We start from the raw sequence: 25143 nt of genomic DNA on the forward strand, positions 1-25143 counted from the left end.
CATGCGCACCAAGCTTCGATACTTCGCTTCACTCCTATTTTGTCTTATTTTTGCAAGCAGTATGCAAGCGCAACAACACACCCTACTACTCTGGCCAGAGCAAATCCCAAACGAAAAAGAATCCAAACTGAAGGAAGAATCTGAATACACCGATACGCAAAGAATTAAAAATGTACGCAACCCTAGCATCGAGGTGTACCTCCCGAGCCATGGAAATGCAACAGGTCAAGCTGTATTGATCTGCCCTGGCGGAGGCTATGGCATCCTTGCTTATGACAAAGAAGGAACGGACTTTGCCAAATGGCTCAATGGCTATGGAATAGCAGGGATTGTCCTCAAATATCGCCTTCCCGAAGACGACTCCAACCTCACGCCTCACCTCTCTCCACTGATGGATGCCAAGCAAGGCATCACCCTAATTCGCACACATGCCCAAGCATGGAACATCGATCCAAACCAGGTGGGGATCATGGGTTTTTCGGCCGGAGGACACCTCGCCTCTACTTTGGGTACCCACTTTGACAAAGCGACACGTCCAGACTTCATGGCTCTAATCTATCCCGTCATCACCATGCAAAAAAACTATACCCATATGGGGTCCCGTACCAATCTCCTTGGCGAAATGCCCGACGCTGCTTTGATACAAGAGTACTCCAACGAGCAACAAGTCTCAGCAGAAACCCCTCCGACCTTTCTAGTCCATAGCCAAGATGACACTGCTGTACCTGTAGAAAACAGCCTCCAAATGTATCAAGCACTACTCCAGCATCAAATCCCCACCGAAATGCACCTGTACCCAACTGGAGGCCATGGGTATGGTTTTGCACGTCAACACCCCCATCTCTCCAGTTGGACAGACCGATTGATCGAGTGGCTCCAGCAGCTCTAAGCGGCCGATCACCTATACGTCACAAACGAAGGGTCATCCTACATGCCTAGACACCCCTCAAAAAGGTAGCATCATCATGACTCTCTCCTAAATCTCTACCCTGTACCCGATAGTACAATTCCCATGCACCCTCAATTCCAATTTCCTTGTCATTTTATTAAGTGTACATAATACACTTTTATATAATTTGCATATATTTGAATCGTACAAATGCCGAAAGTGATTTTGGCATGAGGAAGTCGTGCATAGACGTGCATCACTACTCGGCATGAAAAAATTATTAAGGACTAAATCAAATCAAAATGGGATTTTCTACATTAGACTATGTTGTCTTTGGAATCTACTGTCTGGTCATCATCGGCTTAGGGCTATGGGTTTCTAAACCAAAAAAAGGGCAAGAAAAAACGGCCAACGAATACTTCCTCGCTGGCAACTCACTCACGTGGTGGGCCGTCGGTGCATCGCTCATTGCAGCAAACATCTCCGCCGAGCACTTCATCGCCATGTCTGGGTCGGGCTATGCCATCGGTCTCGCCATAGCCGCCTACGAATGGATCGCTGCAGTGACCCTCATAGTGGTCGCCAAATACTTCCTACCGATTTTCCTCGAAAAGAAAATCTATACCATGCCACAGTTCATCAATCAGCGATTCAATCGATCGGTAAGCTCATTCTTTGCCATATTTTGGTTGTTGGTTTACGTATTTGTCAATCTCACCTCGGTCAGTTACCTCGGGGCACTAGCTCTAGAAAACATCATAGGCGTGCCCTTGATCTATGGCATAGTAGGTCTATTGGTATTCTCAGGGGTTTATTCCATCTACGGAGGAATGTCCTCTGTCGCCTGGACGGATGTCATCCAAGTAGTTTTTCTAGTGATAGGAGGGCTCTTCACCACTTTCCTCGCTTTGGAAGCTGTAGGCGCAGGGAGCGTCATGGATGGCTTTGGAATCATCTATGAAAAAACCTCACACCATTTTCATATGGTCATCGAGCGAGGCTCCTCCATGGTACCTGATGGATCTGGCGGGTTCAAAGACACATTCAACGACCTACCAGGGGTCGCTGTACTATTTGGCGCGATGTGGCTAACCAACCTCGGTTACTGGGGATTCAACCAGTACATCATCCAAAAAGGATTGGCTGCCAAATCTATCAATGAAGCCAAAAAAGGCTTGATTTTCGCTGGGTATCTCAAAGTACTCGTACCGTTGCTAGTGGTGATTCCAGGAATCACGGCCTATGTACTCGTCAACCACTTCACTCCCGAAGAACTCTCAGTGATCATCGGCAAACCCGTAGAGGCCATAGGCATCATCGGAAAATCCGACGAGGCCTATCCATGGTTACTCAAAAACTTCGTACCTACAGGCATCAGAGGGTTGGCCTTCGCGGCGCTCGCTGCAGCGATCGTATCCTCGCTGGCATCAATGATCAACAGCACCTCCACCATCTTTACGATGGATATCTACAAAGAATTTTTCAACAAAGAGGCTTCCAACAAGACCTTGGTCCTAGTCGGCAGACTAGCTGCTGTGGTAGCCTTGGTCATAGCCATCTCAGTCGCACCGATGCTCAGCAACCTGGATCAAGTCTTCCAATACATCCAAGAGTACACGGGCTTCATCTACCCAGGCGTAGTAGTCGTTTTTGCCATGGGCTTGTTCTGGAAACAAATGACTTCCAAAGCAGCACTCTGGACTACCATCCTGACGATTCCGATTGGTATCGTGATCAAACTGGCTCTACCCGAGATTCCGTTCATCATGCGTATGGGATATGTATTCATGATCCTATGCACAATAGCCTCGGTCATCAGCTTCTTGGACAAAGGTGTAAAAATACAGTCTCCAAGCGCTGATCCTGATGTCAAAAAACTCTCTATGAAAAGTGCCTACATCCTCATGATACTCGGCGCACTGTGTCTACTTATTGGTGCGGTATTCAGCGTATCGATGAGTCATCTCGGGGTAGAATCCATCCTCATGCTTGGTGTACTACTCCTCATGCTAGGTATCATCTTTTACACCAACTTCAAGATTGATATCGAAGACCCCAAGGCATTGAAACTTGAAAACCCCAAAACGCTCTTTGACACGAGTGTCGGATTCAATGTAGGTGCCCTAGGTATCCTAATCATTGTGGCCTTTCTATATGGCATATTTTGGTAATACCTTTATACAGACTAAAACAACTATATGATGAAAAACATAATCACAGCGTGCCTCATCTCCCTCTGCTGGTGGGGATGCTCCAGCACCAAACAAGAAACCGCTTCACAACTGTCCGTATCTAAAGAAGAATACGGCACACTATCCGACGGTCGAAAAGCTCTGCTATACACCCTCCAAAACAGCAAAGGGACAAGTATGCAAGTGACCAACTATGGCGGTATCATCACTTCACTCTCTGTCATTGACAAGAACGGAGAGTTCGAAGACATTGTCTTGGGTTTTGACCATTTCGAGAGCTACCTCAACAACTCTCCCTTCTTCGGTGCACTCATTGGGCGCTACGGCAACCGAATCGGAGATGCTAAATTTTCATTAGACGATACGGAATACACTTTATCCGCCAATGACGGAAAAAACCACCTTCACGGAGGGCTCAAAGGTTTTGACCAAAAAGTATGGTACTCAGAAAGCTTCGAAACCGAAGACGGTATAGGCGTACTACTCAAGCGCATGAGTCTCGACGGAGAAGAAGGCTATCCTGGCGATCTCCAGTGTGAAGTCACCTACACCCTCACCAATGCGAACCAGCTCATACTAGAGTACAAGGCTACTACCAACAAAAAGACCGTCGTGAATTTGACGAACCATTCGTACTTCAACCTCTCCGGCAACCCTACCACTACGGTACTCGATCATCAACTAGAGTTGCCTGCTTCGAAGTTCGTGCCGGTCAACGAGACACTCATCCCTACGGGTGAACTGACATCAGTAGCCGGTACTCCATTCGACTTCCAAAAACTCACCGCTATCGGTCAAGGGATCAACGACGAGCATCCACAAATCCGATACGGTGGAGGCTATGACCACTGCTGGGTCTACACAGACACAACCAAAGCCCTCAAATATGGAGGGATGGTCTACGAAGCTACAAGTGGTCGTGTACTCAAAATCCATACAACAGAACCAGGTGTGCAATTCTATAGTGGCAACTTCCTAGATGGCACCTTGACGGGCAAAGGCAACATCAAATACAACCAACGGAGTGGGCTGTGCTTGGAAACTCAACATTTCCCCGACTCTCCAAACCAAAGCCAGTTCCCTACCACAGTACTCGAGCCAGGGCAAGAATACTACACGAAAACCGTCTACGAGTTTTCCATCAAAGAATAAAACACTGCACCATCAAAACAAGAAAAGGCTGTCTCTAGAGACAGCCTTTTCTTGTTTTGTACTACGGGAGCTACTGCTCATTACTTGACGTCAAACACTAGGAGGCTCTCTCCCTCTAGCGTGGCAGTCAGTTGATCTCCTGCCTTGACAGCTCCTACACCGTGTGCAGGTGTGCCTGATAGGATGATATCCCCAGGGTTGAGCGTCATAAACTGCGACACATATGCAATGATCTCAGGCAGCTTGTATACCATGAGCGACGAATGACCAGTTTGTACACGCTCGCCGTTGAGATCCAATGCGAAATTGATCTCATCAATCTCCTTGAATTGTGACAAAGGCAAAAACTCCGATATTGGAGTCGCTCCATCAAAGCCTTTGGCCAAAGCCCATGGGCCTTTGCCTTCACGGCTCTGTGAGAGCACGTCCTTGGCCGTAAAGTCAATCGAAACTGCTACTGCATCGACATATTCCAAAGCCGCTGCTTCACTGATATTCTTGCCTTGTTTGGATATCTTGAATGCCAGCTCCACTTCGTAAGCCACATTCTCAGACACCGCAGGAATCTCAAAAGGAGCATTTCCAGTCAATAGGGTCGTTTCAGGTTTGGTAAAGATGATCGGTTGCCACTTTGGCGAAGGCATTTCTTCTACACTGTTCACGTAGTTTTTGCCGATTCCAATTATAATCATAGTCTTGTCTGTTTTTCTGTCGCAAAAATAGTCCACTATCCCACTCCTGCAATCACAGTGTCAAAATTGACGCTATTTTTAACCCAGAACAGGCAAGTGAACATGAAATTCTTTGGTTCACTCACATCAATCCAACAAAATTCAAAAATCAGGGATCGCCCAAGGTTTCAATACTTTTTTCATTCTCTCCCAGACCTGACATTGATGCGGTACCGCCTCTCAAAGAATGAAACAGCTGCAGCTCGTTGATAAATTTGTCCCATTGAGAAACCCCTACCATTCAATCTCTCCGTCAAGCACACGTTCATCGAGATAGGCCCTGGTGGGCAAAAGACTCCCCGACACGATGCTGAGTCTGGAAAAATCCATGTTCTCATCCCCTCCTACAAATTTGAGCGTACGTCGGCCTCTGCCTTCCGCAAACTCAAACCGCTGGCCACTTGCAATCTCAAGAACTAGTTCTCCTCGTACGGTCATTTCTTCTTCAAAGTAGAGCACCAATTGTCCCTCTTCTATTTCTACACCGAGGCATCTCGGAACTTCCATTCGCTCTGGATACCACAACTGATCAAACGTCCATGCCGCAGTGAGGCTATCTACCCCAGCAAGGTTATCCTCCAACCACCCGTACGAATCACCTGGTTGGTCCGAACCATAAAAATACTTGCGCTCTCCCCAAATGTAGGGCCGATCACGTGCTGGCTGATCAGGATAGGTCACACGATAGATCGGCTGATCAGCCATCCGCTCGCTGTACTGACAATCGATCAAGTAAAACTGAGCTTCGTAGTGATGACGTCCCAATTGAAAGCCCTGAACACCATCAAAGGAAGAGTTTTTGATCACAAATTTCTGTCGAGGATTCAACGGGGCAGCATGCCATATCGAAGCAGTAGGCTTCACTTCGTAAAAGCTCGAGCGGTCGATGTAGCACCACCCTCTAGGGCATACAAAATCCACAGCTCCCACAAATACACAGTCTCTGTGATAGTACATCCCATCCTTGTAATTCCAGAGAGACACGGTATCCCCTCCCTTGCTACGCACATCACAATGATCCAATATCGTTCGAGTCCCTACACCGTGTATCGCAAAAGCATGTGGCCCAATCTCAGGCTGGGTATTAAGGATCGTCAGGTTTTTCAACACCAAATCATCGGCGTGGACATTGACCACTGCCATACCCACCACATCAGGGTGAGCGTCCCAATCAGAGCGCAACTGACTATAGGCAATCACCGTGCTGTCACGACTCTCTCCTACCAAAGTCAAATTGTCCCGAGTGATTCGAATTTTCTCTTCGTAACGCCCATTTTTGATAAAAACAACTACTCGTTCGTAGGTAAACATCGGCAGATGCTCCAAGGCCTCCGTGATGGTCTGGTAGTCCCCACTACCATCCTGAGCCACCGTCACATCGACATGGCTTTGGGCCTTGCCCGACAGTATGCTCATGACAACAAACAATCCGATCCATATAGACTTCATCCCGTGAACCTAAGGAATTTCACCTCTTAAGTGAAAAAATGTTCAAAAATGAATAGTCAATACGAAATACGGCTAGCCCCGAACATCTCCACCTATGATTCGAAGAGCTACATGGACGCAATAGAAATTTTCAATACGCCAATAGGCAAAATCATAAAACGAGACTTCTAATCCCGAGCAATATTCCGTAAATTGATAACAAACCTACTGGCGTGACACAGTCTAAACGATGCACGTTCCAACAGGATGATTCACAAAGCGTATTATTCACAACCAATAAAACAATAACCATGGAAAACAATCCAAGCACAGATGGAAATGGCAAATGTCCCTTCATGCACGGCACCCTAGCACACGGTGCAGGTGGTGGTAGCAAAAACCAGGACTGGTGGCCCAATCAACTGAAATTAAACATCCTACGGCAACACTCCACATTGTCCAACCCGATGGACGAAGGGTTCAACTACAAGGAAGCCTTCGAAAGCTTAGACCTGACTGCAATCAAAAAAGACCTCACTGACCTGATGACCGACTCACAGGACTGGTGGCCCGCAGATTTTGGACACTACGGTCCCTTGTTTATCCGTATGGCTTGGCACAGTGCAGGTACCTATCGAGCAGGAGATGGGCGCGGTGGTGCAGGCAGTGGCAGCCAACGATATGCTCCACTCAATAGCTGGCCCGACAATGCCAACTTGGACAAAGCTCGTCGACTACTTTGGCCCATCAAACAAAAATACGGCAACAAAATATCATGGGCAGACTTGATGATACTGACAGGAAACGTCGCGCTCGAGTCCATGGGATTCAAGACCTTCGGATTTGCAGGAGGGCGTGAGGACGTCTGGCAACCCGAAGAAGACATCTACTGGGGAGCAGAATCCGAATGGCTCGGTGACAAGCGCTACACAGGTGATCGCGATCTTGAAAACCCACTCGCCGCAGTACAGATGGGACTGATCTATGTCAACCCAGAAGGCCCCAACGGCAACCCTGACCCCATTGCTGCAGCCAAGGATATTCGGGAGACTTTTGGCCGTATGGCCATGAACGACGAAGAAACAGTCGCACTCATCGCAGGAGGACATACCTTTGGCAAAACGCACGGTGCAGGAGACGCTGCCCTCGTAGGTCCCGAACCAGAAGCTGCCGGTATAGCAGAACAAGGACTGGGTTGGACCAGTAGCTACGGCAGTGGCAAAGCCGGAGACACCATCACTGGAGGTCCAGAAGTCACTTGGACATCTACACCGACTCGCTGGAGCAACAACTTCTTTTGGAATCTCTTTGGGTACGAATGGGAGCTCACCAAAAGTCCCGCAGGAGCGCACCAATGGATTGCCAAAGATGGGGCTGGCAAAGACTCAATCCCCGACGCTTTTGACAAATCAAAGCGGCACGCGCCGACGATGCTTACGACAGACTTGTCGCTACGATTCGACCCAGCCTACGAAAAAATATCGCGTCGATTCTATGAAAACCCGGATCAATTTGAAGACGCCTTTGCACGCGCTTGGTTCAAATTGACCCACCGTGACATGGGCCCTCGTGAGCGCTATTTGGGGCCAGAAGTACCCAGCGAAGAGCTCCTATGGCAGGACCCAATCCCTGCAGTAGATCACGAACTCATCGGCGAACAAGAAATTGCAAGCCTCAAAAGCAAGGTATTGGCTTCTGGACTCTCTGTCTCACAGCTCGTCAGTACTGCCTGGGCCTCCGCATCGACCTACCGTGGATCAGACATGCGTGGTGGGGCCAACGGAGCACGTATCCGGCTCGCTCCTCAAAAATACTGGGAAGCCAACAACCCCTCTGAGTTATCCAAGGTACTTGGTATCCTAGAAGGAATCCAAAAGGAGTTTGAGAATACTGGCAAAAAAGTATCACTGGCCGACCTCATCGTCCTAGCGGGATGTGCAGGGGTAGAAAAAGCAGCCAAGGATGCAGGACACTCGCTGACTGTACCATTCACTCCTGGACGCATGGATGCTACACAGGAAGACACAGAGGTTGAATCATTCGCCTTCCTAGAGCCTGTAGCAGACGGATTCCGCAACTACCAGAAGAAGCAGTTCGCGGTATCCACAGAAGAGCTACTGGTAGATAAGGCTCAACTATTGACACTGACCGCACCCGAAATGACCGTGCTCGTCGGAGGCATGCGTGTATTGGGAGCGAACTACAATCAGTCCAAGGACGGGGTGTTTACTGACAAACCAGGCACCCTCACCAATGATTTCTTTGTCAACTTACTCGACATGAAAACACTCTGGTCGGCTACTTCTGACGAAGAGAGCCTTTTTGAAGGACGTGAGCGTGCTACCGGCAAAGTGAAGTGGACTGCTACTCGTGCGGATCTGGTATTCGGCTCCAACTCGGAATTGCGTGGACTGGCAGAAGTATACGGCTGTGAGGATTCGCAAGACAAGTTCGTCAAGGACTTTGTCTCGGCTTGGGACAAAGTCATGAACCTCGGTCGGTTTAACCTCAATTGAGTCTGAAGGATGCGCAGGCATCCAACGTACTCCATTCGATACGAAAGACTAACACAGTGCAAGGAGCTTTTTGATAGTTCCTTGCCTTATTGCATGATTATGATACATCTGATGACTATACTGAGAAAGAGTGCCAACCGCCTCTTTTTGGACAGACACTATCTGTCCGATTTCAAATCGATGATGAGAACCCTCACCTCTGGACGTGTCATGCTGGTCTCTACTCGGTTTCGTTCGGATTTGTTTTACTCCAGCCCCAAAGCCAACAAAACGTCCATTCTAAAACTCTGGGCTCTCTATACTCAAACCAACCTAGATCAAATCAACCGCCATGACCTGATGCTCTATCATGGCCAGCAAACATCACTCACACAATATTTCCAATCGATCAACCAGCTGTCTACACACTGGTACCATTACCAACAATACAAAAAAGCTCTGGCACACACACTGGCCAATGATCCTTTCAATCCTCTCTCCCAAACGGTCCTAGCGTGCGATCAATTTTTGATCAGTCACTACCCCATCCAACGCCTGCCACTGATCGAATCCAATGCAAAACCAAAAACACCTCCTCTCACCCAAGACACCTTCTCACTCGCCATGCGAATCATACGGGGTGATTCCCATACCAACTAAATGGACCAAGCAGTCACCTCTGTCCTCCAATACAAACGATAGGACATATTACAGATGACATAGAGGTGGATTCTAACTCCCTAAAAAAACCAAAGTTTGATGGCCATGCCCGATACTGCTACGATGAGGAAGTAGCGAATCCATTTGTCTCCTTTGGCGACACTCCATTGGCTGGCAGCCCAACCACCGATGGCAGTCCCACAACCCAGTGTCAACCCGATGATCCAGTCAATCTGACCTTCCCACACGAATACCACCAATGAAAAGAAGGTGTACACGAGTGCCACGAAAACCTTGATGCTATTGACCTTGACCAGCTTCATCTTGTTGACCATACTCAGGGTAGCCATGATGATAAATCCTATCCCCGCATGAATGAATCCACCGTAGATTCCGATAAAAAAGAAGAGTACGATACTGGTGATTCGCTTGGACAGAGACATGTCTTCCTCTAGGTTCTCACGTGGTTTGGCCGTACCGAATATCGTCATCAACAAAACCACAACCATCACCACCGCGAGGATTTGGTTAAACAACTCTTCCTCGATATCGATGGCAACTTTTGCACCGATCACTGCACCGATCAGTGAACTAATCGAGAGCCATATCGCAAAAGGAAAGGCAGAGACGCCCTTGCTCGAAAAACCGCGTACAGCGAAGATATTTTGCATGAATATGCCGACACGATTGGTTCCATTGGCAACTGAGGGAGGCAGCCCCATAAAGATCAGCACAGGTAATGTCAGCAGCGATCCTCCTCCTGCCACGACATTGATAAACCCACACAACAACCCTACTCCAAACACTAGTAGATAGTGATAATACTCCATATTTATACTGATTTGACTTCTAATACATCTTTGCACTCTTCCAAAAGATCCAGTTGGGACTTGCCCAACACGGGATGGACAAAATCACGTGCTATCTCTACCAAAGGCACCAAAGTAAATCGTCTGTTTTGGATCTGAGGGTGAGGAATCACCAGATTGCTTTGGTTGATCACCTCCTTGTCGTAGTACAACACATCGATATCTATGAGCCTAGTCCCCCATCGTTCGTAGCGGACACGTCCGAGTTCTTTTTCGATCGTAAGACAGAGACGCAGGACCTCTACCGGTACACAATCCGTCTCCACCTTTAGCACCTGATTGAGAAAATCCTCCTGATCCTCCTTGCCCCAAGCCGACGTACGATAAATCGACGAAGCTGTAATAACCTGTCCGATTTCGTTACTAATACGACCAAATGCTTGTTGCAAATTGGTTTCCTTTTCGCCCATATTGGTACCTAACAGCAGGAAGCAAACACTCATGAATTATTTTTTTGTATTTTTAAACGTGTGAAGTTGAATAGCTTTGCAATATCCCCCAAATTAATCGTAACATAATCGTATGACTTTTTTAAAATCTGTATTCTCCACGCTCGTCGGGCTGCTTATTTTCAGCTTTGTGATCGGCTTTTTCTTCTTTGTCACCATTGCAGGCCTCATCGCGATCAGCTCTGACGAAGCGCCCGAAATCACCCCTAACTCCGTCTTGACACTGAACCTCAGTGGATTCATCCACGAGCGCGTGGCGGAGGACCCATTCAAGGATCTATTTCCTGAATCTGCTGACAACAAACTCGCGCTACTCGAAACCATCGAGACCATCGCTCGTGCCAAAACCGACGACAACATCAAAGGCATCTACCTTCGTCATGGAGGAATAAGTGGTGGCTACTCGGCGCTACACGAGATACGTGCCGCTTTGGAAGATTTCAAATCCAGTGGTAAATTTATCTACAGCTACGCAGAGTACATGCCTGAGGCCAATTACTACGTCGCGTCAGTCGCAGACGAGATCTACCTCAATCCCGCCGGTGGCATGGAATTCAACGGCTTGTCGGCCAACGTCTCTTTCTTCAAAGGACTATTAGACAAACTCGATATCGAGGCACAGATCTTCCGTGTAGGCACCTACAAAAGCGCCGTGGAACCGTTTTTCCGAAAAGACCTCAGTGAAGCCAACCGGGAGCAGATGACCTCATTCATCAACGACATCTACGACAATTACCTCCTCAATGTGAGTGAGACTCGTGGGATCGCACTGGACAAACTACGTGGAATATCGGATCAGATGCTTGCTCGTGAGCCAGAGGATGCACTCGAACTCGGCCTCATCACCGCCGTAGATTACGAAAACGGCATCAAAGACAAAATGAGAGAAGCGCTCGGTTTGGAGAAAGACGAGGACATCCAATCAATCAACCTGCAGGCATATGCCAAATCCAACTCACCTACCTACTCCTCCAACAAAGTGGCGGTCATCGTCGCAGAGGGTGAAATCGTATCAGGCAAAGGAGACACCGAAACGGTAGGCTCTGACAAATTCGTCAAAGCCATCCGAGATGCGCGCAAAAGCGACCGTGTCAAAGCAGTCGTCATACGCATCAACTCCCCTGGAGGATCGGCACTCGCTTCTGATGTGATGTGGAACGAAATCATGCTCACCAAAGCTGTAAAGCCTGTCATCGCTAGTATGTCTACGGTAGCAGCTTCGGGCGGATACTACATGGCCATGCCCTGCGACACGATCGTCGCTCAGCCTATGACCATCACTGGATCGATCGGTATCTTCGGGATGATCCCCAACATGGGCGGCTTCCTCGAAAACAAACTCGGCATCACCAATGACGGTGTGAGTACGGGAGAGTTTTCCAACCTATACCGTGTATCAAGCGCACTCAATGAAGGCGAAAAAGCCATCATCCAAAATATGGTAGAAAGCGGCTATGAGTCCTTTACCTCCAAAGCAGCTCAAGGCCGAAACATGAGCATCGATGATCTCAAGGCTGTAGCATCCGGTAGAGTATGGACAGGTGCACAGGCCAAAGAAAACGGATTGGTCGACGTACTCGGTAGCTACAACGACGCAGTAGAACTCGCTGCAAATGCTGCCAATCTCGACGGAGACTACATGATATCCTACTACCCTGCCCTCAAGACCAAGTGGGAGGAGCTCCTCGGCAGCATGGCCAACGAAGCGGAAGCCAGAATCATGAAAAACAAGTATGGCACCATGGCCGAATATGTCGAAAAAGTAAAAGAACTAGAATCTTACAAAGGTATTCAGGCGAGAATGCCATTTGAAATAGAAATTAAATAGTTTTACGGCTCAATTAGATTATAACCCCTCTGGGGTCAAGCATAAATATTCGATTCAATGATTATAAGAAACGATTGGACTAGAGAAGAAATCACGGAGATATACAACACGCCTGTCATGGACTTGATCTACCGCGCGGCGACCGTGCACAGAGCCTACCATGACCCCAACGAAGTGCAAGTATGTACGCTACTCTCTGTCAAAACGGGTGGATGCCCCGAAGACTGTGCCTATTGTCCGCAAGCAGCACGATATCATACGGATGTCAAAGTAGAGAAGCTCATGGACGTAGACAAGGTCATCAAAGCTGCGGCTGACGCCAAAGAAGCAGGAAGTACTAGATTCTGTATGGGTGCTGCCTGGAGAGAAGTTCGCGACAACAGGGATTTTGACAAAGTCCTCGAAATGGTCAAAGGTGTCAACACCATGGGTATGGAAGTATGCTGTACTCTCGGCATGCTGACCGAAGACCAAGCAGAGAAACTCAAAGACGCTGGGCTATACGCCTACAATCACAACCTAGACACCTCAGAGGAACACTACGAAGAGATCATCTCTACCCGTACCTATGACGACAGGCTAGATACCCTCAACAACGTGAGAAAGGCCAAAATATCAGTTTGTTCTGGCGGGATCATCGGATTGGGAGAAAACCACGACGACAGAGTCGGTATGCTACACACCCTCGCAACACTCGTCGAGCATCCTGAATCTGTCCCTGTCAATGCACTGGTACCTGTAGAAGGAACTCCACTCGAAGATCAGCCGAGAGTATCGATCTGGGAGATGATTCGAATGATCGCTACGGCACGTATCATCATGCCTACCGCTATGGTCAGACTATCCGCTGGCCGTGTCCGCATGAGTGTCGAAGAGCAAGCGATGTGCTTCCTCGCAGGAGCCAACTCGATCTTCGCAGGAGACAAGCTACTCACCACTCCAAACCCTGAGGAAGATATGGACAAGCAAATGTTCCAGACGCTGAACCTAAAACCACGAGCATCTTTCAAAGATCAAGAGCCAGCAGTAGAGTTCAAGCAAATTCCTGAGCAACAAGAGGCCTAAGACCTCTTGCACTGCATACAACATTGAAAAGGTCAGCAATAGCTGACCTTTTTTTGTTACTGACCCTACCACTCCAGGCCAATTAATCTCTTCCAAATACCAAGTCCAACACCATGTCGCGACAATGGATAAAATCCCTTCGATCAACAGTAGGAAACTTCTCTTGAAGGCTGTTTTCAGCGTAGGTAGTGCTTATTCGATGAGCGACAGGCGATATCAATTCAAATTCATCCGTTACTCCATCGTAGATATGCATCGTGACACCTGTCCCATCACCATTGTCGCGCTGACGTAGATTCAATGCCCCATGCTTCAGCTCATAAAAACCCGTTTGAGACATCGCGTCCAAAAGGTCCTCAAACTTCCTGCTACTATACTTCATTCTTTTCTCTCTCTGATGGACGGGTCGATTGTGATCCCCTCTCACGAATGTCCAACGTATCAGTCTCCATTCGCGCCCCGTGTACCCGAACACATAATATATTTCATCTTCGTGCCAATGAGAACTCTGATGGAATGAAAGAATATAGTCATACCTAGAGACAAAATTCTCTCTGACCAAGGACTGCTTAGATTCCTCGGCCGTCACGTTTGACTCAAAGTCAGACAGCTGAGCCAGGGCATTCAGGGAGCAGATCATTAAAACAAATGCAATGAATTTAGACATCAACCAAACCGCTTTTCTACAGCACAATCTAGTGGATTGGCAGATCAGAGTCAAGCATGGCAACAGTACTTGTCTAGGCCACCCTACTCCTCGCAGGCCCCTGGCGCAAAATCCGTGATCCCCACACATAGTGCTGCACAGTCATTGCCATAGGTCTTGTTGTTGCAGCCACAGACAGGGTTGTACTCATAGGTACACATACAAGCTACATCTAGCACGGTCGCTTCTTCACAATCTGAACTTTCGTCCCGACAGGCTACTATTGTACCCCAGATCAGTATCATCATCGCATATTTCTTCATACCTCAACGACCCTCTGAAAGCGGAAAGGGTTGGAATCAGGAGTCTACTATTCAAAAATCGTGGTTTCAAACACGACTCGATTTGGTCGTTTTCCTCAAATACACTGAGCAAGCATTGGGACCAAAGCACGATCAACATAGACGTGGTATGGATCGATTATGCCCCAATGAGCAACATTCTATCGATTAATAGACTACCTTTATTGCTGGATTATTTATCCGTTGACTTTGATCAAACGCTCACTTCCCCGCAGCGCACATGCTAGACCCCTCTTTTTGGTCTATTTGATAAACGAAACCATAGTTGTCACCTGATGTCTGACTGCTAGATACTAACCCACATTAGGAGTTTTTCACTGACGCTTTGCCTACTGCATTGATCTGCAACCCGTCTCTTTCATAACAGCGAATCACATGACTTTATTGACCATGGGTGTCATTGGCACATCCAAAAAAGAGGACGAACGACGTGTCCCCATCCACCCGGAGCATTTGAATAGACTACCCGAATCCATTCGCAAGCAACTCATCTTCGAAAAAGGATACGGCAAGCCCTTCAATCTATCGGACGAACAAATCGGAGAACAAGTAGGTGGTGTAGCCTCACGGGACGAAATCCTCACAGACATAGGCTCCACCATCATAGCCAAACCCATACAATCTGATCTCGAGCAAATCAAAGCAGGCGGTATAGTCTGGGGGTACCCACATTGTGCCCAACAAAGCCAAATCACCCAAACAGCCATAGACAAAAAACTCACCTTGATAGCCTTCGAGGACATGTATGCCTGGCACCCCAGCGGTCAAGTAGGCCGACACACCTTCTACAAAAACAACGAGATGGCGGGCTACAGTGCTGTCATACATGCCCTACAACTCAAAGGAATCGACGGCCACTACGGCAACCAAAGGAAAGTCATCATCTTCAGTTTTGGAGCGGTGAGTCGTGGAGCCATCTACGCCCTCAAGGCCCATGGGTTCAGAGACATCACCATCTGCATCCAACGCCCCGATCACGAGGTGCGAGAAGAAGTACTCGATGTACACTATGTCCGAATCAGAAAAGGCACAGCCAACGAACCTCGCTTGCTCTTGGTCGAGCATGACGGATCCGAGCGTCCCCTCCAAGACCTCATACACGAGTCAGAGATCATAATCAACGGGACGTTCCAAGACACGGACGATCCGATGAACTATGTCAATGAAGACGAAAAATCCTGTCTGAGACCAGGCAGCCTGATCATAGACGTGAGCTGCGACGAAGGAATGGGCTTCTATTTCGCCAAGCCGACCACATTCAAACAACCCATGATCTCGATAGGTACGGTCGACTACTACGCCGTAGACCACACCCCGAGTTATTTTTGGGAAAGTGCCTCTCGGTCTATTTCTGCAGCACTGGTCGTACACATCCCCGCTGTGATCAAAGGGCGAGCCAGCTGGGCAGAAAATCAAACCATACAAAATGCCATCAATATAGACCAAGGTGTGATCGTCAAAGACCACATCTTGCGATTCCAAGACAGACAGGCCAAGTACCCTCACGCCGCCCTACAATCCTAGCGACACTAGGGCGCCAACAGGCCTTGACCCCATCGAAAGTGGAAAACTCCCACTTTCGATGGGGTCGTTTCATTGTCAGCACAGCGTATACTCTGATGTATCCACCATCTACCTATTGGATAGGAGACAAAGGCTAAAGCAAAAGGTTCCTTGGTGTATATTTGTACAAAGACAACTTATCTACCCAATACAAAGGCATCCTTTCACTTTTCTACTATGAAACAATTCGTCATACTTCTCTTCGCTATCTCAACCCTATCTTGCAACTCTAATCACAAAGAGACGCAAAACACCCTTACAGATTCTATCACACGAACGGACAATACCGAACACTTCGATTGGCTCTTGGGCCAGTGGCAAAGGCTCAACGAAGAGGAAGGCAAAGAGACCTATGAATACTGGCACAAGGTAAGCGATACGGAGTACACTGGCCTAGGCTTCACGATGCAAGCATCTGACACCATATGGCAAGAACAAATGCGCCTCGTCAAACACGACAAAAACTGGAATCTCACGATACAATCCCCAGGAGAATCCGTCCCTACGACGTTCAAAGGCACAGCTCACAGCGCTACCGAATTCACATGTACCAACAATGAAATCAGTTTCCCCAACCGCATCACATATTGGAGCAGCAATGACCGGCTATTTGCAACCGTCGATGGAGGAGATCTCAGTCTATCTTTTGAATTCGAAAAGACCGGCTCCCGCTAAAGCACCTCCCTATCCCCTCTTCGGCTGTCAACTTTGAAGCAAATCTACCCGCCTCCCCACTAGTGACTCAAACTGTCAAGAGACGAATGTGTATTCCTTTGTCGGAAGACATAAAGTATCTAAATTGCTGCATACAACCAGTCCTAATAACTGACCAGCATGTACGACTCTGAAAAGGAAAACAAAGCTCCCAAACGATACGCTCATTCGGACATCCGCAAACGAGACCGAAAACTCGCCAAGATAGCCAGCGAGAACCAAAGAAAGGAAAAAGAGATGACGATGGAAGAATGCTTGGCTTCCATCGAAGAAATCCAACAAGGAGGTGCCAACAAGAAATCACCCATCGACAAGCCTAAATCCACCATACAACAAGCAGCCCACCAAACAACAGATACTGCCCTTGCCAAAAGGGACGCCGAGACAAGCCAAGAGTGTTACACCTATTTTCAAGAGACCAAAGAAGCATACATAAGTGAGAGTGCTACGAGGGCAGATACTCTAGAAAACCGCTTCATCGAATTTGAGCTCCACTGTGAAAAGAATCAAATTCAAATAGGCACAAAAACCTATGTCAATGCACTCACCAATGTTTTTCCGGGTATCGTGTGGGACAAGGCCCTCTTGCCAGACACGGTAGACAAGAAACAAGACAAAACCACCGCTACCAACAACAAAACCGTCGTTTGGCCGAGCAATCACAAAAAAGAATACAACATGATGTATTCTAAACTCAAGGACGGCAAAGCCGCAGGAACATCCACTGATCTGCGTCAAAAAAATGAAACCGGTGAGTTGGATGCCGCTACGGTCAAGGTACTGGACCCAAGCAACCATCCTTGGGTGCTGTGCCAAATGTATGTAGCTGGACAAAAAGAAGAAGGATATATCCATGCTTCCATACTCTCTGTACTCTTGGGGGAGGTAGTCCTGGAGGCAAAACACCAAATAGCCAACGAGCATACTGTAGTCAAGACCAAATCAGGGGCTAACATCTACGAGAAGCCCAATGGCAAATTGCTAGAAACCGCGGCGTTCAACGATGAGGTATTTGTCTTATCAGTTGACCCATACGACTGGGCATACATCCTCTACCAAGGTCAACGAGCATATGTCAACGTTAATTTCCTAAATACAGGCACGCCCATGCCCTGTGTGGGTGCCAAACTCTACCAAATCAAAGAGGGTGAAGGAGTCGATCAGATCGTCAAGGAACGAATAGGCAACGGCAAAGAAATGGATCGAAGGTTCTACGCCAACGTACTACTCTATGTCAACAACCCCGCCAACGATCCATCCAAAGGCATATACATCGAAGGTGAAAACTTTGACATCACGAATTTCATCCCGGTAGATTATGACAAGTTCAAGACGCGTAAGGATTATTTAATATGGATCCCCACCAAAACCTACTGCGAAGGACTCAAAGGGGTCGTCAACTCCGGGTCTTATAAAGGGGAGGTCAAACAAACCATCAAATCACTAGCCAACACTGTCTCCAAAACCGTCGACAAGTATTGGCCCGAAAACTGGGGAGCCTTCTACGGAATGGACGTAGCGGCCACCTTTGCCATCCCCGTGGGAGCCAAGGCACAGATCGAAACGTACTTTTACCGAAAGGACAAAAACACCCTCGCACTCAAGAAATATGATAAAATGGCCGTAGGGTTCGATACTGGTGCGAGTGCAGGTTTCTATGTAGGCAAGAAAGGGTCAAAGAAAGGCGATGCGGGTATTGGTGCCAAAGCTGGGGTCAATGCGGAGGCCATGTTGGCCGGGTACGCGATGGCAGAGTACGAATTTCCTATCCAAGACAATGACTCTGTCATCAGTGCGCTCTCGGCTATTTTCATGAGTGGACAGCCTCAATTCGCTGCTGCCGCGACTTTTCTGGATATCGTAGCAGACACCCAGCTGAGCCCCGCCAACTACATGACCAAGTCCGTCCTCGCAGCAGGTGTGGAGGCGCAGGGCAGTGCCGGTGCCAGTCTTGGCATCATGAAAGCCGGCTCCAACAATGAAACCGAATCCTACACCCATAAAGGAAGCTATGCCGCAGACCAAGCCCCTGAGGCTTATACCACCACCACACTGGAGGCTCTCAACCCTTTTAGCAGAAATACAAAATTCAAGGACTTGCTGCTGAAACAACTAAATATCGGAGCAGATGCCTTCCTGAGCATCAACCCTAAAATCGGAATGGCATTCGCGCGGAAGCTAGCCCATGAGGACGGTCAGATGATCCCGGTCTCCGAGACAATGGAGGTCTTCTTGGAAGCCAGCGGTCAGGCCCTACTCAACCTGTCACTACCCATGATGGGCAAGTTGGGACCTGCCATAGACAATGGCCTGGGACTCAAAGTGGTCTTTCACAGCAAACCCGGCGAAGAATGGGGATCGCCGACATTCTCCCTCTATGCTACCGGTGGCCAGATGGACTACTACGACGGTGCAGCCTCCAATACCGAACTAGAACTTGGCTCCAGCATGAAAGATATCGCCAAGAACCTAGGAGACATGGACGCGACCAAATTCGTAGCGCTCGTCAAGAAAACCAAAATTCAAAAGCGCGTACACCTGATCAACTTCATGAGCCGAAAAGTCCAACGAATGAAGGACAACGTGAAAACACAGAAGAGCAAGGTTAAACTAGACAACCAGCCTCAGAAATACTTTGATTTGGATGGATACGTTGACTTAGAGATTGACTTTTCGAAGTTGTCGGATTTTGAATTGGGTGAAGCAGGAAGGCTGGTTATGAATTTGTTTCAAGGAGACACTATAGAAAAAGCCATGCAAGGAATTTCTACTTTCATGGCTTGGGGAAGTGGGGTGATAAAAAGAGAAGATGAGAAAGTAGAAAAATTTATCACTCACTTAAACAACGCTATTCGAGACGACATTTTCCCATCTGCTGTATTACACGCTAGGTTGGGACTAGGTGTAGCAGTTGGCTTTAGTGCAGCATGGGGAGCCAAGGTAAAGGGAACTATGTCTGCAAGTGCAGGCCTTCTCTACGAAGAAGACATCAAAGGGGTATTGGCACACTATATCACCCCAGAAAATGCCATGGAATTGTTTAGACACGTACAACAATTGGAGGTACCCAGTTCCTTGCAAGACATGGTAGAAGAAGCTTTGGACTTCAACGAAAAAGCAAAACCCTACTAATCCCGGTAGCGATTACCCAGTACATCCACATAGTAAGATTCCTCGCCGACTTTGACCTTGATGAGGCCGGTGTTGCCAAGCCCTCGATCATGGATCTCATCAAATTGAGGAGGGAAGATGATTTTTTTGCCCCACTTCTCAATAAGCCCATTGGGTTTCCCATCGTATTGATCTATAGTCAGAACAAAATTATTTTCTTCAATTTGAGCAAAATTGACGTCAAGTTCGCTAGCGTAAATTATCGAACCTTGATTATCCATAATAAACCATTTCCATCCAGTAGGGGTACTCGCTTTTGTTCTACCAAAGTACAGATTATCTTGACATAGTAGGAATTTATGCTCCGGCACGACCACAAACTCCCCTTTGTCATTGACCAATCCATGATTGCCTAGCGTATCTTGAATAACCATTAATCCATTTTTGAACTCACTACCAAACCGATAAGTGTGAGGTACAATAACCTCTCCTGTTTGAAGATCAAGCATACCACGGTATTTATCATACATCGACTCCCCTTTTTTCACGGTTGTCCAGACCGCATTGCGGTTGTAGTAGGAGGCGTAGTAGTACTCGCTGACGTCCAGCACTTCATGACCCAGGGTGTCGATGATCATTTTCTTGTCGCCCTGCTGCACGTACAGGAGACCGTCCTGCACGGTGTACATGTTGTCGTAGACGAGGGGGAGCACTTCCTCTAGGTGGCGGTTGTAGAGGGCGTATTTGCCGTCCTTCTTCATTTTGTAAAAATGCTCGGAGTAGACGATCTCATCCCACACCAGGTCAATCACGATGTTGTTTTGTGCATCGATGAAGCCCTTCCCGCCTTTGTCTGTACCGTGTGTGAATTGCGCCAAGTAGGCCTTGGACTCAGGTATGTAGTTGAGCCACATGAAAGCCACCGGGATGATGACATTGCCCATGGAGTCGATGACACCTGCCTTCCAGTTGGGCATCCGAGCCAGCCAGTGCCCCGGGTGAGCCGTCCTGCTCAGTTCGCTGTATTTGAAATCCGAATACGTCCGTCCCGCTCTGTCTATCAGTGCCACCGATTGCTGGTACTCGGACACCTGTTGGGTGACCGTGCCGCGGTTGTCGATGATGGGAGTCGCAAACTCCCACTGCGGATCCAGTAGCATCTCCTTGTCCTTGTTGACAAAGCCAAACTTGCCCTCTCGCAGGTAAGGAATCAGCAGATCATCCGCCAGCGAGAAGGTGTCCAACGGACTGATGCCCTCATAGTCATAGGCAGGGCCAGGCATGATATAGGGTGCGAGCTGATCGACATCTTGCGCCGTGACAACCGTGACCCAAAATCCAAGTAACAACAGGAGGTATTTCATGTAGCGAAGATAACAAGCACAGTTGGTTTTAGAGAACCAGACTTCCACGAAAAGGCAAAGCTTTGTTGGTCGAATAGTGATCGTTCAGGACCGCTATGAGAAAGTGCCTCTATAAAACAGCCAAGCCATCTCACTTTTTAGTATCTTGATCGCTGCTTTTGCGCATGATTATTAACTATACGGAAGAGTACAAAGTAGAGCCGCTTCCGCACCAAAAAACTAACCTATGAAAACCAAAGTACTAGGCAATTCACCCTTCGAAAAACCCAACTACAAAAAATTCAAAAGAGAAGAAGACAAACCCTTCTACGCTACCTATCTCAATACTGCCAAGCAAAATGTATTTCTAATTCTTCGTGAGATTTCAGACAAGCTGGAGCTAGGATTCACAACGAAGGATACAGGAATGTTGAGTACTGAACTATGGTCAAAGCTCAAGAACAATGATCAACCAGAAGTCTCCCAAAAGATCATCGAACGCCTAGAAAATCAATTCACCTTCCTGAGGCAGTTGGCGTTGAACCATGCCAGAGACAAAGCCTATAGCAGTGAAGTAGATTCTTACCAGAATGACTATAATGGAGACTCGCAAGACAAAATCAATAGCAACGAAGCGGAATCTAGCCCTGAAGACTATCATGATGTTTTGAAGCTCTGGATAGAGCAATTAAACAGCTATAGAAACTACTATACACATGCTAAACATAAGCCCGTCCAACTAGATCCAGCTGTCATCGATGGTATGCGGGATCTCTTTGATGCCGACTGGAAAGAATTTAAAGATCGATTCGGTTTTGAAGACTCAGTAGTGGGTCATCTCATACGACGAGGAAAGAATGGTGAATTGGCCAATTTCACCTATGCCTTTGCGGACAGGCATGGCACTACAGAAAAAGGATTCTTGTACTTCGTATGTCTATGGCTGGAGAAAAAGGATGCTCAAGAACTACTCAAAAAACATGAAGGCTTCAAGCGAAGCTCACTGAGCTACGAAAAAGCTACACTCGAGCGATATACTTGGTTCAGAACGAAAATCCCGAAACCTAAACTAGTCAGCGACCATAGTGAAGCAGGCCTATTTATGGACATGGTCAACGAACTCAAAAGATGCCCGCAGCCTCTCTACAATACCCTGAGCGAAAAAGACAAAGACACTTTCAAACAGCTCGACACTGCCGATGCAAGCCATGGACAAGAAAGCGAAGGCGATGAAGACTATACACTCACGCCAGTGCTCAAAAGACATAGCAATCGATTTTACTATTTTGCTTTGCGCTATCTGGATCAGTCTTTTGAGCACCTTAGGTTCCATGTCGATCTAGGTAATTACTGTTTTCATAGCTACGATCAGGTAATAGAAGACATGCCACGCAAGCGAAGGTGGATCAAACGCATGACGGGTTTTGGCAAGCTTACCGATTTTGACGAAGCGCATAGACCTGCTACATGGGGAGAGAAACTACCCGACCCTCTAGCACAAGAAAAACCCGACACCTACATCACCAAAACTACCCCTCATTATCATCTTGACGGGACAGGTGAAGTAAAAAACATAGGCATCAAATGGGTAGATAGCTACGACCGAAAAAAAATCTGGCCTAATGTATCCGAACCCTACACACATGGCAAAAGTGACAGACCCCACACCGAAGCACCAGACTTTTGGCTCAGCCTATACGAACTACCTGCGGTAGCATTTTATCAAATGCTGCACCTCCAAAACAAAGACAGGGTACATCAGTCAGCCGAAACGGTGATTCGAGACTATCAGCAAAATCTCAAGAACTTCCTCACAGCAGTAGCTCAGGGTCGTATCTCGCCAGGCTATACCCTCGAAACCCTCTCTGCAGAACTTGACAAAAGCAACTTAAGAATCAGCTACATCCCCAAAGCAGTAGTCAAATACCTGCTCAACAAAAAAGGCAAAGCCTACGACGAAAAAGCCAACATACGCCTACAAGAGCTACAAAAAGAGAATAGCAGACTCCTTAGCAAAGTCAATCGGCAAAAACCCCACTACCATAAACATACCAGCAACAAAGACTATGTAGCGATGAAAGCGGGGTACATGGCCGACTTCCTGGCTCGTGACATGATTCGTCTCCAGCAGCCCATCGATCAGGATCAAGGCAAAGCCAACGGTACGGAGTTTCAGCTACTGCAAGCCAAACTGGCGCTATTTGGCAAATCCAAGGACACCCTGCACGTGACCTTCAAACTCTGCAACCTGATCGATGCTGCCAACCCTCACCCCTTCTTGCACAAAATCAAGCTCTCCAAATGCCATGGGATTTTAGCCTTCTATACGGAATACCTTCACCTCAGGGATGGCTACCTCCTACAGTGCCTCCAAGAAAAGAAATACAACAAATACCACTTTCTGAAACTAAACCCAGTGGATACCAATATCCAAACACTAATCGAACGGCAACTCGACGCGGTGATGAACCTCCCCAGAGGACTATTCAAGCAACCCATACTCCAGGCAATGACTATAATAAATGCTACAAAAACACTCGTCCAGCAACTAAAAGAACTACCGAGTGTCAATGTAGCTTACATGATCCAATCCTATTTTGAGCACGTGCGCCATGATGGCAATCAGGAGTTCTACACTTACAAACGCAACTACGAACTGCTGGACAAACTCTATGACAACAAGACAGGCAGGAGTAAAACAAAAGCCCGCTATTTTACCGGTCAAGAGCTAGAGCAGAAAACTAAGGAGATCAAACAGAAACTAGCACAAAAAATAGATGCAGCTATACGTAAGAAAGCGAATGCCACAGAAGAAGAGAAACAACGCATTCGTGACAACTACCAAAAGGCATACAAAGCATTCACCCACAGTGAAAAGCAAATCAGACTGCACAAGAGCTGCGACACTGTACTGTTCATGATGGTAGATCACATGTACAGATACGGGGATTTTCTATTGGATAGAAGAAAAAAGAAAAATGAGCAACCACAACTATTGGAACTAGCAGACAGCTACAAGCTCCGTAGTATTAAGCCAGACACAGACCAGAGCTTCCTTTCTATGCTTTTGCCCATTGCCATTCCCGTGTTTTATCCAGAAAAGACCAGTAAGCATCAAAGGACTATTGCTCGCGAACAGCTGAAAGTGAAAAACTATGGAGATTTCAGAAGCTTTTTGAAAGACCGAAGACTCTACACTCTACTGCCTTATATATCTGACGAAGTGGTACAGTTCGAGGCTATACAACGAGAATTTGCTGCCTATCATCGATCGAGAGAGAGCGTATTCGAAAAAATACTCTCATTCGAAAAAACAGTCATTGCCCAACACAATATTCAACCTAACAAATATGGATACATAGAACATAAAGACATCCTTGATGAAGCAAGAATACCCGAAGAGCAGTACCATCAAATGATTGACATCCGCAATGCACTATGTCATGGCACATACCCTAATCCAGAAAAATTCAAAGATCAGGTGGACGGCAGTGACTTCAATGCCCTCAAGCATATAGGACTAAACGCCCCTGAGGCAAGCCAAAAATCCATCATCACACAACTAGAACAGATAGCTCTTAGACTCTATGAAAAACCCAAAAAGAACTAACAAACAAGTAACCTAACAATCTGAAAAACAAAACCT

At 47.4% G+C, this 25143-nt stretch carries 18 protein-coding genes; 11 read left to right on the plus strand and 7 right to left on the minus strand.

Features of this window, described 5'->3' with window-relative positions:
* The first annotated feature begins 1 nt into the window (after position 1).
* The 3 genes from BFP72_RS10475 to BFP72_RS10485 all read left to right on the plus strand — a co-directional run bounded on the left by BFP72_RS10475 (position 2) and on the right by BFP72_RS10485 (position 4233).
* Positions 2-889, plus strand: coding sequence for an alpha/beta hydrolase (locus tag BFP72_RS10475; RefSeq protein ID WP_099600754.1), 888 nt, complete (start codon positions 2-4; stop codon positions 887-889).
* A 302-nt stretch (positions 890-1191) separates the two neighbouring features.
* The gene (locus BFP72_RS10480; protein WP_099599091.1) at positions 1192-3060 is read left to right on the plus strand and encodes a sodium/solute symporter; all 1869 of its coding nucleotides are present in this window, start codon (positions 1192-1194) and stop codon (positions 3058-3060) included.
* Between the two features lie 27 nt (positions 3061-3087).
* Positions 3088-4233 (plus strand): aldose epimerase family protein, encoded by a 1146-nt coding sequence (locus BFP72_RS10485; protein WP_255397189.1) that lies wholly within the window; start codon positions 3088-3090, stop codon positions 4231-4233.
* An 80-nt stretch (positions 4234-4313) separates the two neighbouring features.
* On the opposite strand, the gene BFP72_RS10490 is transcribed toward BFP72_RS10485, so the two are convergent.
* Positions 4314-4925 (minus strand): fumarylacetoacetate hydrolase family protein, encoded by a 612-nt coding sequence (locus tag BFP72_RS10490; RefSeq protein ID WP_099599093.1) that lies wholly within the window; start codon positions 4923-4925, stop codon positions 4314-4316.
* A gap of 273 nt (positions 4926-5198) precedes the next feature.
* Positions 5199-6413, minus strand: coding sequence for a pectinesterase family protein (locus BFP72_RS10495; protein WP_099599094.1), 1215 nt, complete (start codon positions 6411-6413; stop codon positions 5199-5201).
* A 290-nt stretch (positions 6414-6703) separates the two neighbouring features.
* Between BFP72_RS10495 and katG the strand changes: the two genes are divergently transcribed.
* Positions 6704-8908, plus strand: coding sequence for a catalase/peroxidase HPI (gene katG / locus BFP72_RS10500; protein ID WP_099599095.1), 2205 nt, complete (start codon positions 6704-6706; stop codon positions 8906-8908).
* Positions 8909-9019: 111 nt separating this feature from the next.
* Positions 9020-9547, plus strand: a complete 528-nt coding sequence (locus BFP72_RS10505; protein ID WP_143520034.1) for a hypothetical protein — start codon at positions 9020-9022, stop codon at positions 9545-9547.
* A gap of 80 nt (positions 9548-9627) precedes the next feature.
* On the opposite strand, the gene BFP72_RS10510 is transcribed toward BFP72_RS10505, so the two are convergent.
* Together BFP72_RS10510 and folK are read right to left on the minus strand one after the other, a co-directional pair.
* Positions 9628-10377, minus strand: coding sequence for a sulfite exporter TauE/SafE family protein (locus tag BFP72_RS10510; protein ID WP_099599097.1), 750 nt, complete (start codon positions 10375-10377; stop codon positions 9628-9630).
* A gap of 2 nt (positions 10378-10379) precedes the next feature.
* A complete protein-coding gene (gene folK, locus BFP72_RS10515; protein WP_099599098.1) occupies positions 10380-10859 on the minus strand; it encodes a 2-amino-4-hydroxy-6-hydroxymethyldihydropteridine diphosphokinase in 480 nt (159 codons plus the stop codon).
* 79 nt (positions 10860-10938) lie between these two features.
* On the opposite strand from folK, the gene sppA reads away from it, so the two are divergent.
* On the plus strand, positions 10939-12693 hold the full coding sequence (sppA, locus tag BFP72_RS10520) for a signal peptide peptidase SppA (protein WP_099599099.1): 1755 nt from the start codon (positions 10939-10941) through the stop codon (positions 12691-12693).
* A 57-nt stretch (positions 12694-12750) separates the two neighbouring features.
* Positions 12751-13758, plus strand: coding sequence for a biotin synthase BioB (gene bioB / locus BFP72_RS10525; RefSeq protein WP_099599100.1), 1008 nt, complete (start codon positions 12751-12753; stop codon positions 13756-13758).
* 82 nt (positions 13759-13840) lie between these two features.
* Here the strand turns inward: bioB and BFP72_RS10530 are convergent, their stop codons facing one another.
* Together BFP72_RS10530 and BFP72_RS10535 are read right to left on the minus strand one after the other, a co-directional pair.
* A complete protein-coding gene (locus BFP72_RS10530; RefSeq protein WP_099599101.1) occupies positions 13841-14425 on the minus strand; it encodes a hypothetical protein in 585 nt (194 codons plus the stop codon).
* An 83-nt stretch (positions 14426-14508) separates the two neighbouring features.
* A complete protein-coding gene (locus BFP72_RS10535) occupies positions 14509-14727 on the minus strand; it encodes a Kazal-type serine protease inhibitor (RefSeq protein ID WP_099599102.1) in 219 nt (72 codons plus the stop codon).
* A 414-nt stretch (positions 14728-15141) separates the two neighbouring features.
* Here BFP72_RS10535 and BFP72_RS10540 point away from each other — a divergent pair, with 414 nt between their 5' ends.
* The 3 genes from BFP72_RS10540 to BFP72_RS10550 all read left to right on the plus strand — a co-directional run bounded on the left by BFP72_RS10540 (position 15142) and on the right by BFP72_RS10550 (position 20175).
* Positions 15142-16290, plus strand: a complete 1149-nt coding sequence (locus BFP72_RS10540) for a N(5)-(carboxyethyl)ornithine synthase (RefSeq protein WP_099599103.1) — start codon at positions 15142-15144, stop codon at positions 16288-16290.
* 216 nt (positions 16291-16506) lie between these two features.
* The gene (locus BFP72_RS10545; RefSeq protein ID WP_099599104.1) at positions 16507-17004 is read left to right on the plus strand and encodes a DUF6265 family protein; all 498 of its coding nucleotides are present in this window, start codon (positions 16507-16509) and stop codon (positions 17002-17004) included.
* A 159-nt stretch (positions 17005-17163) separates the two neighbouring features.
* Positions 17164-20175 (plus strand): SH3 domain-containing protein, encoded by a 3012-nt coding sequence (locus BFP72_RS10550; protein WP_099599105.1) that lies wholly within the window; start codon positions 17164-17166, stop codon positions 20173-20175.
* Here the strand turns inward: BFP72_RS10550 and BFP72_RS10555 are convergent.
* Positions 20172-21518 carry a WG repeat-containing protein gene (locus BFP72_RS10555; RefSeq protein WP_099599106.1) on the minus strand — a complete coding sequence of 449 codons (1347 nt, stop codon included), beginning with the start codon at positions 21516-21518 and terminating at the stop codon, positions 20172-20174. The genes BFP72_RS10550 and BFP72_RS10555 overlap by 4 nt on opposite strands.
* Before the next feature lie 226 nt (positions 21519-21744).
* Between BFP72_RS10555 and cas13b the strand changes: the two genes are divergently transcribed.
* Positions 21745-25107 carry a type VI-B CRISPR-associated RNA-guided ribonuclease Cas13b gene (gene cas13b / locus BFP72_RS19210; RefSeq protein ID WP_099599107.1) on the plus strand — a complete coding sequence of 1121 codons (3363 nt, stop codon included), beginning with the start codon at positions 21745-21747 and terminating at the stop codon, positions 25105-25107.
* The last annotated feature ends 36 nt before the right edge of the window (positions 25108-25143 follow it).

Source organism: Reichenbachiella sp. 5M10 (assembly GCF_002742335.1).
In the GTDB taxonomy this organism is placed as follows: domain Bacteria; phylum Bacteroidota; class Bacteroidia; order Cytophagales; family Cyclobacteriaceae; genus Reichenbachiella.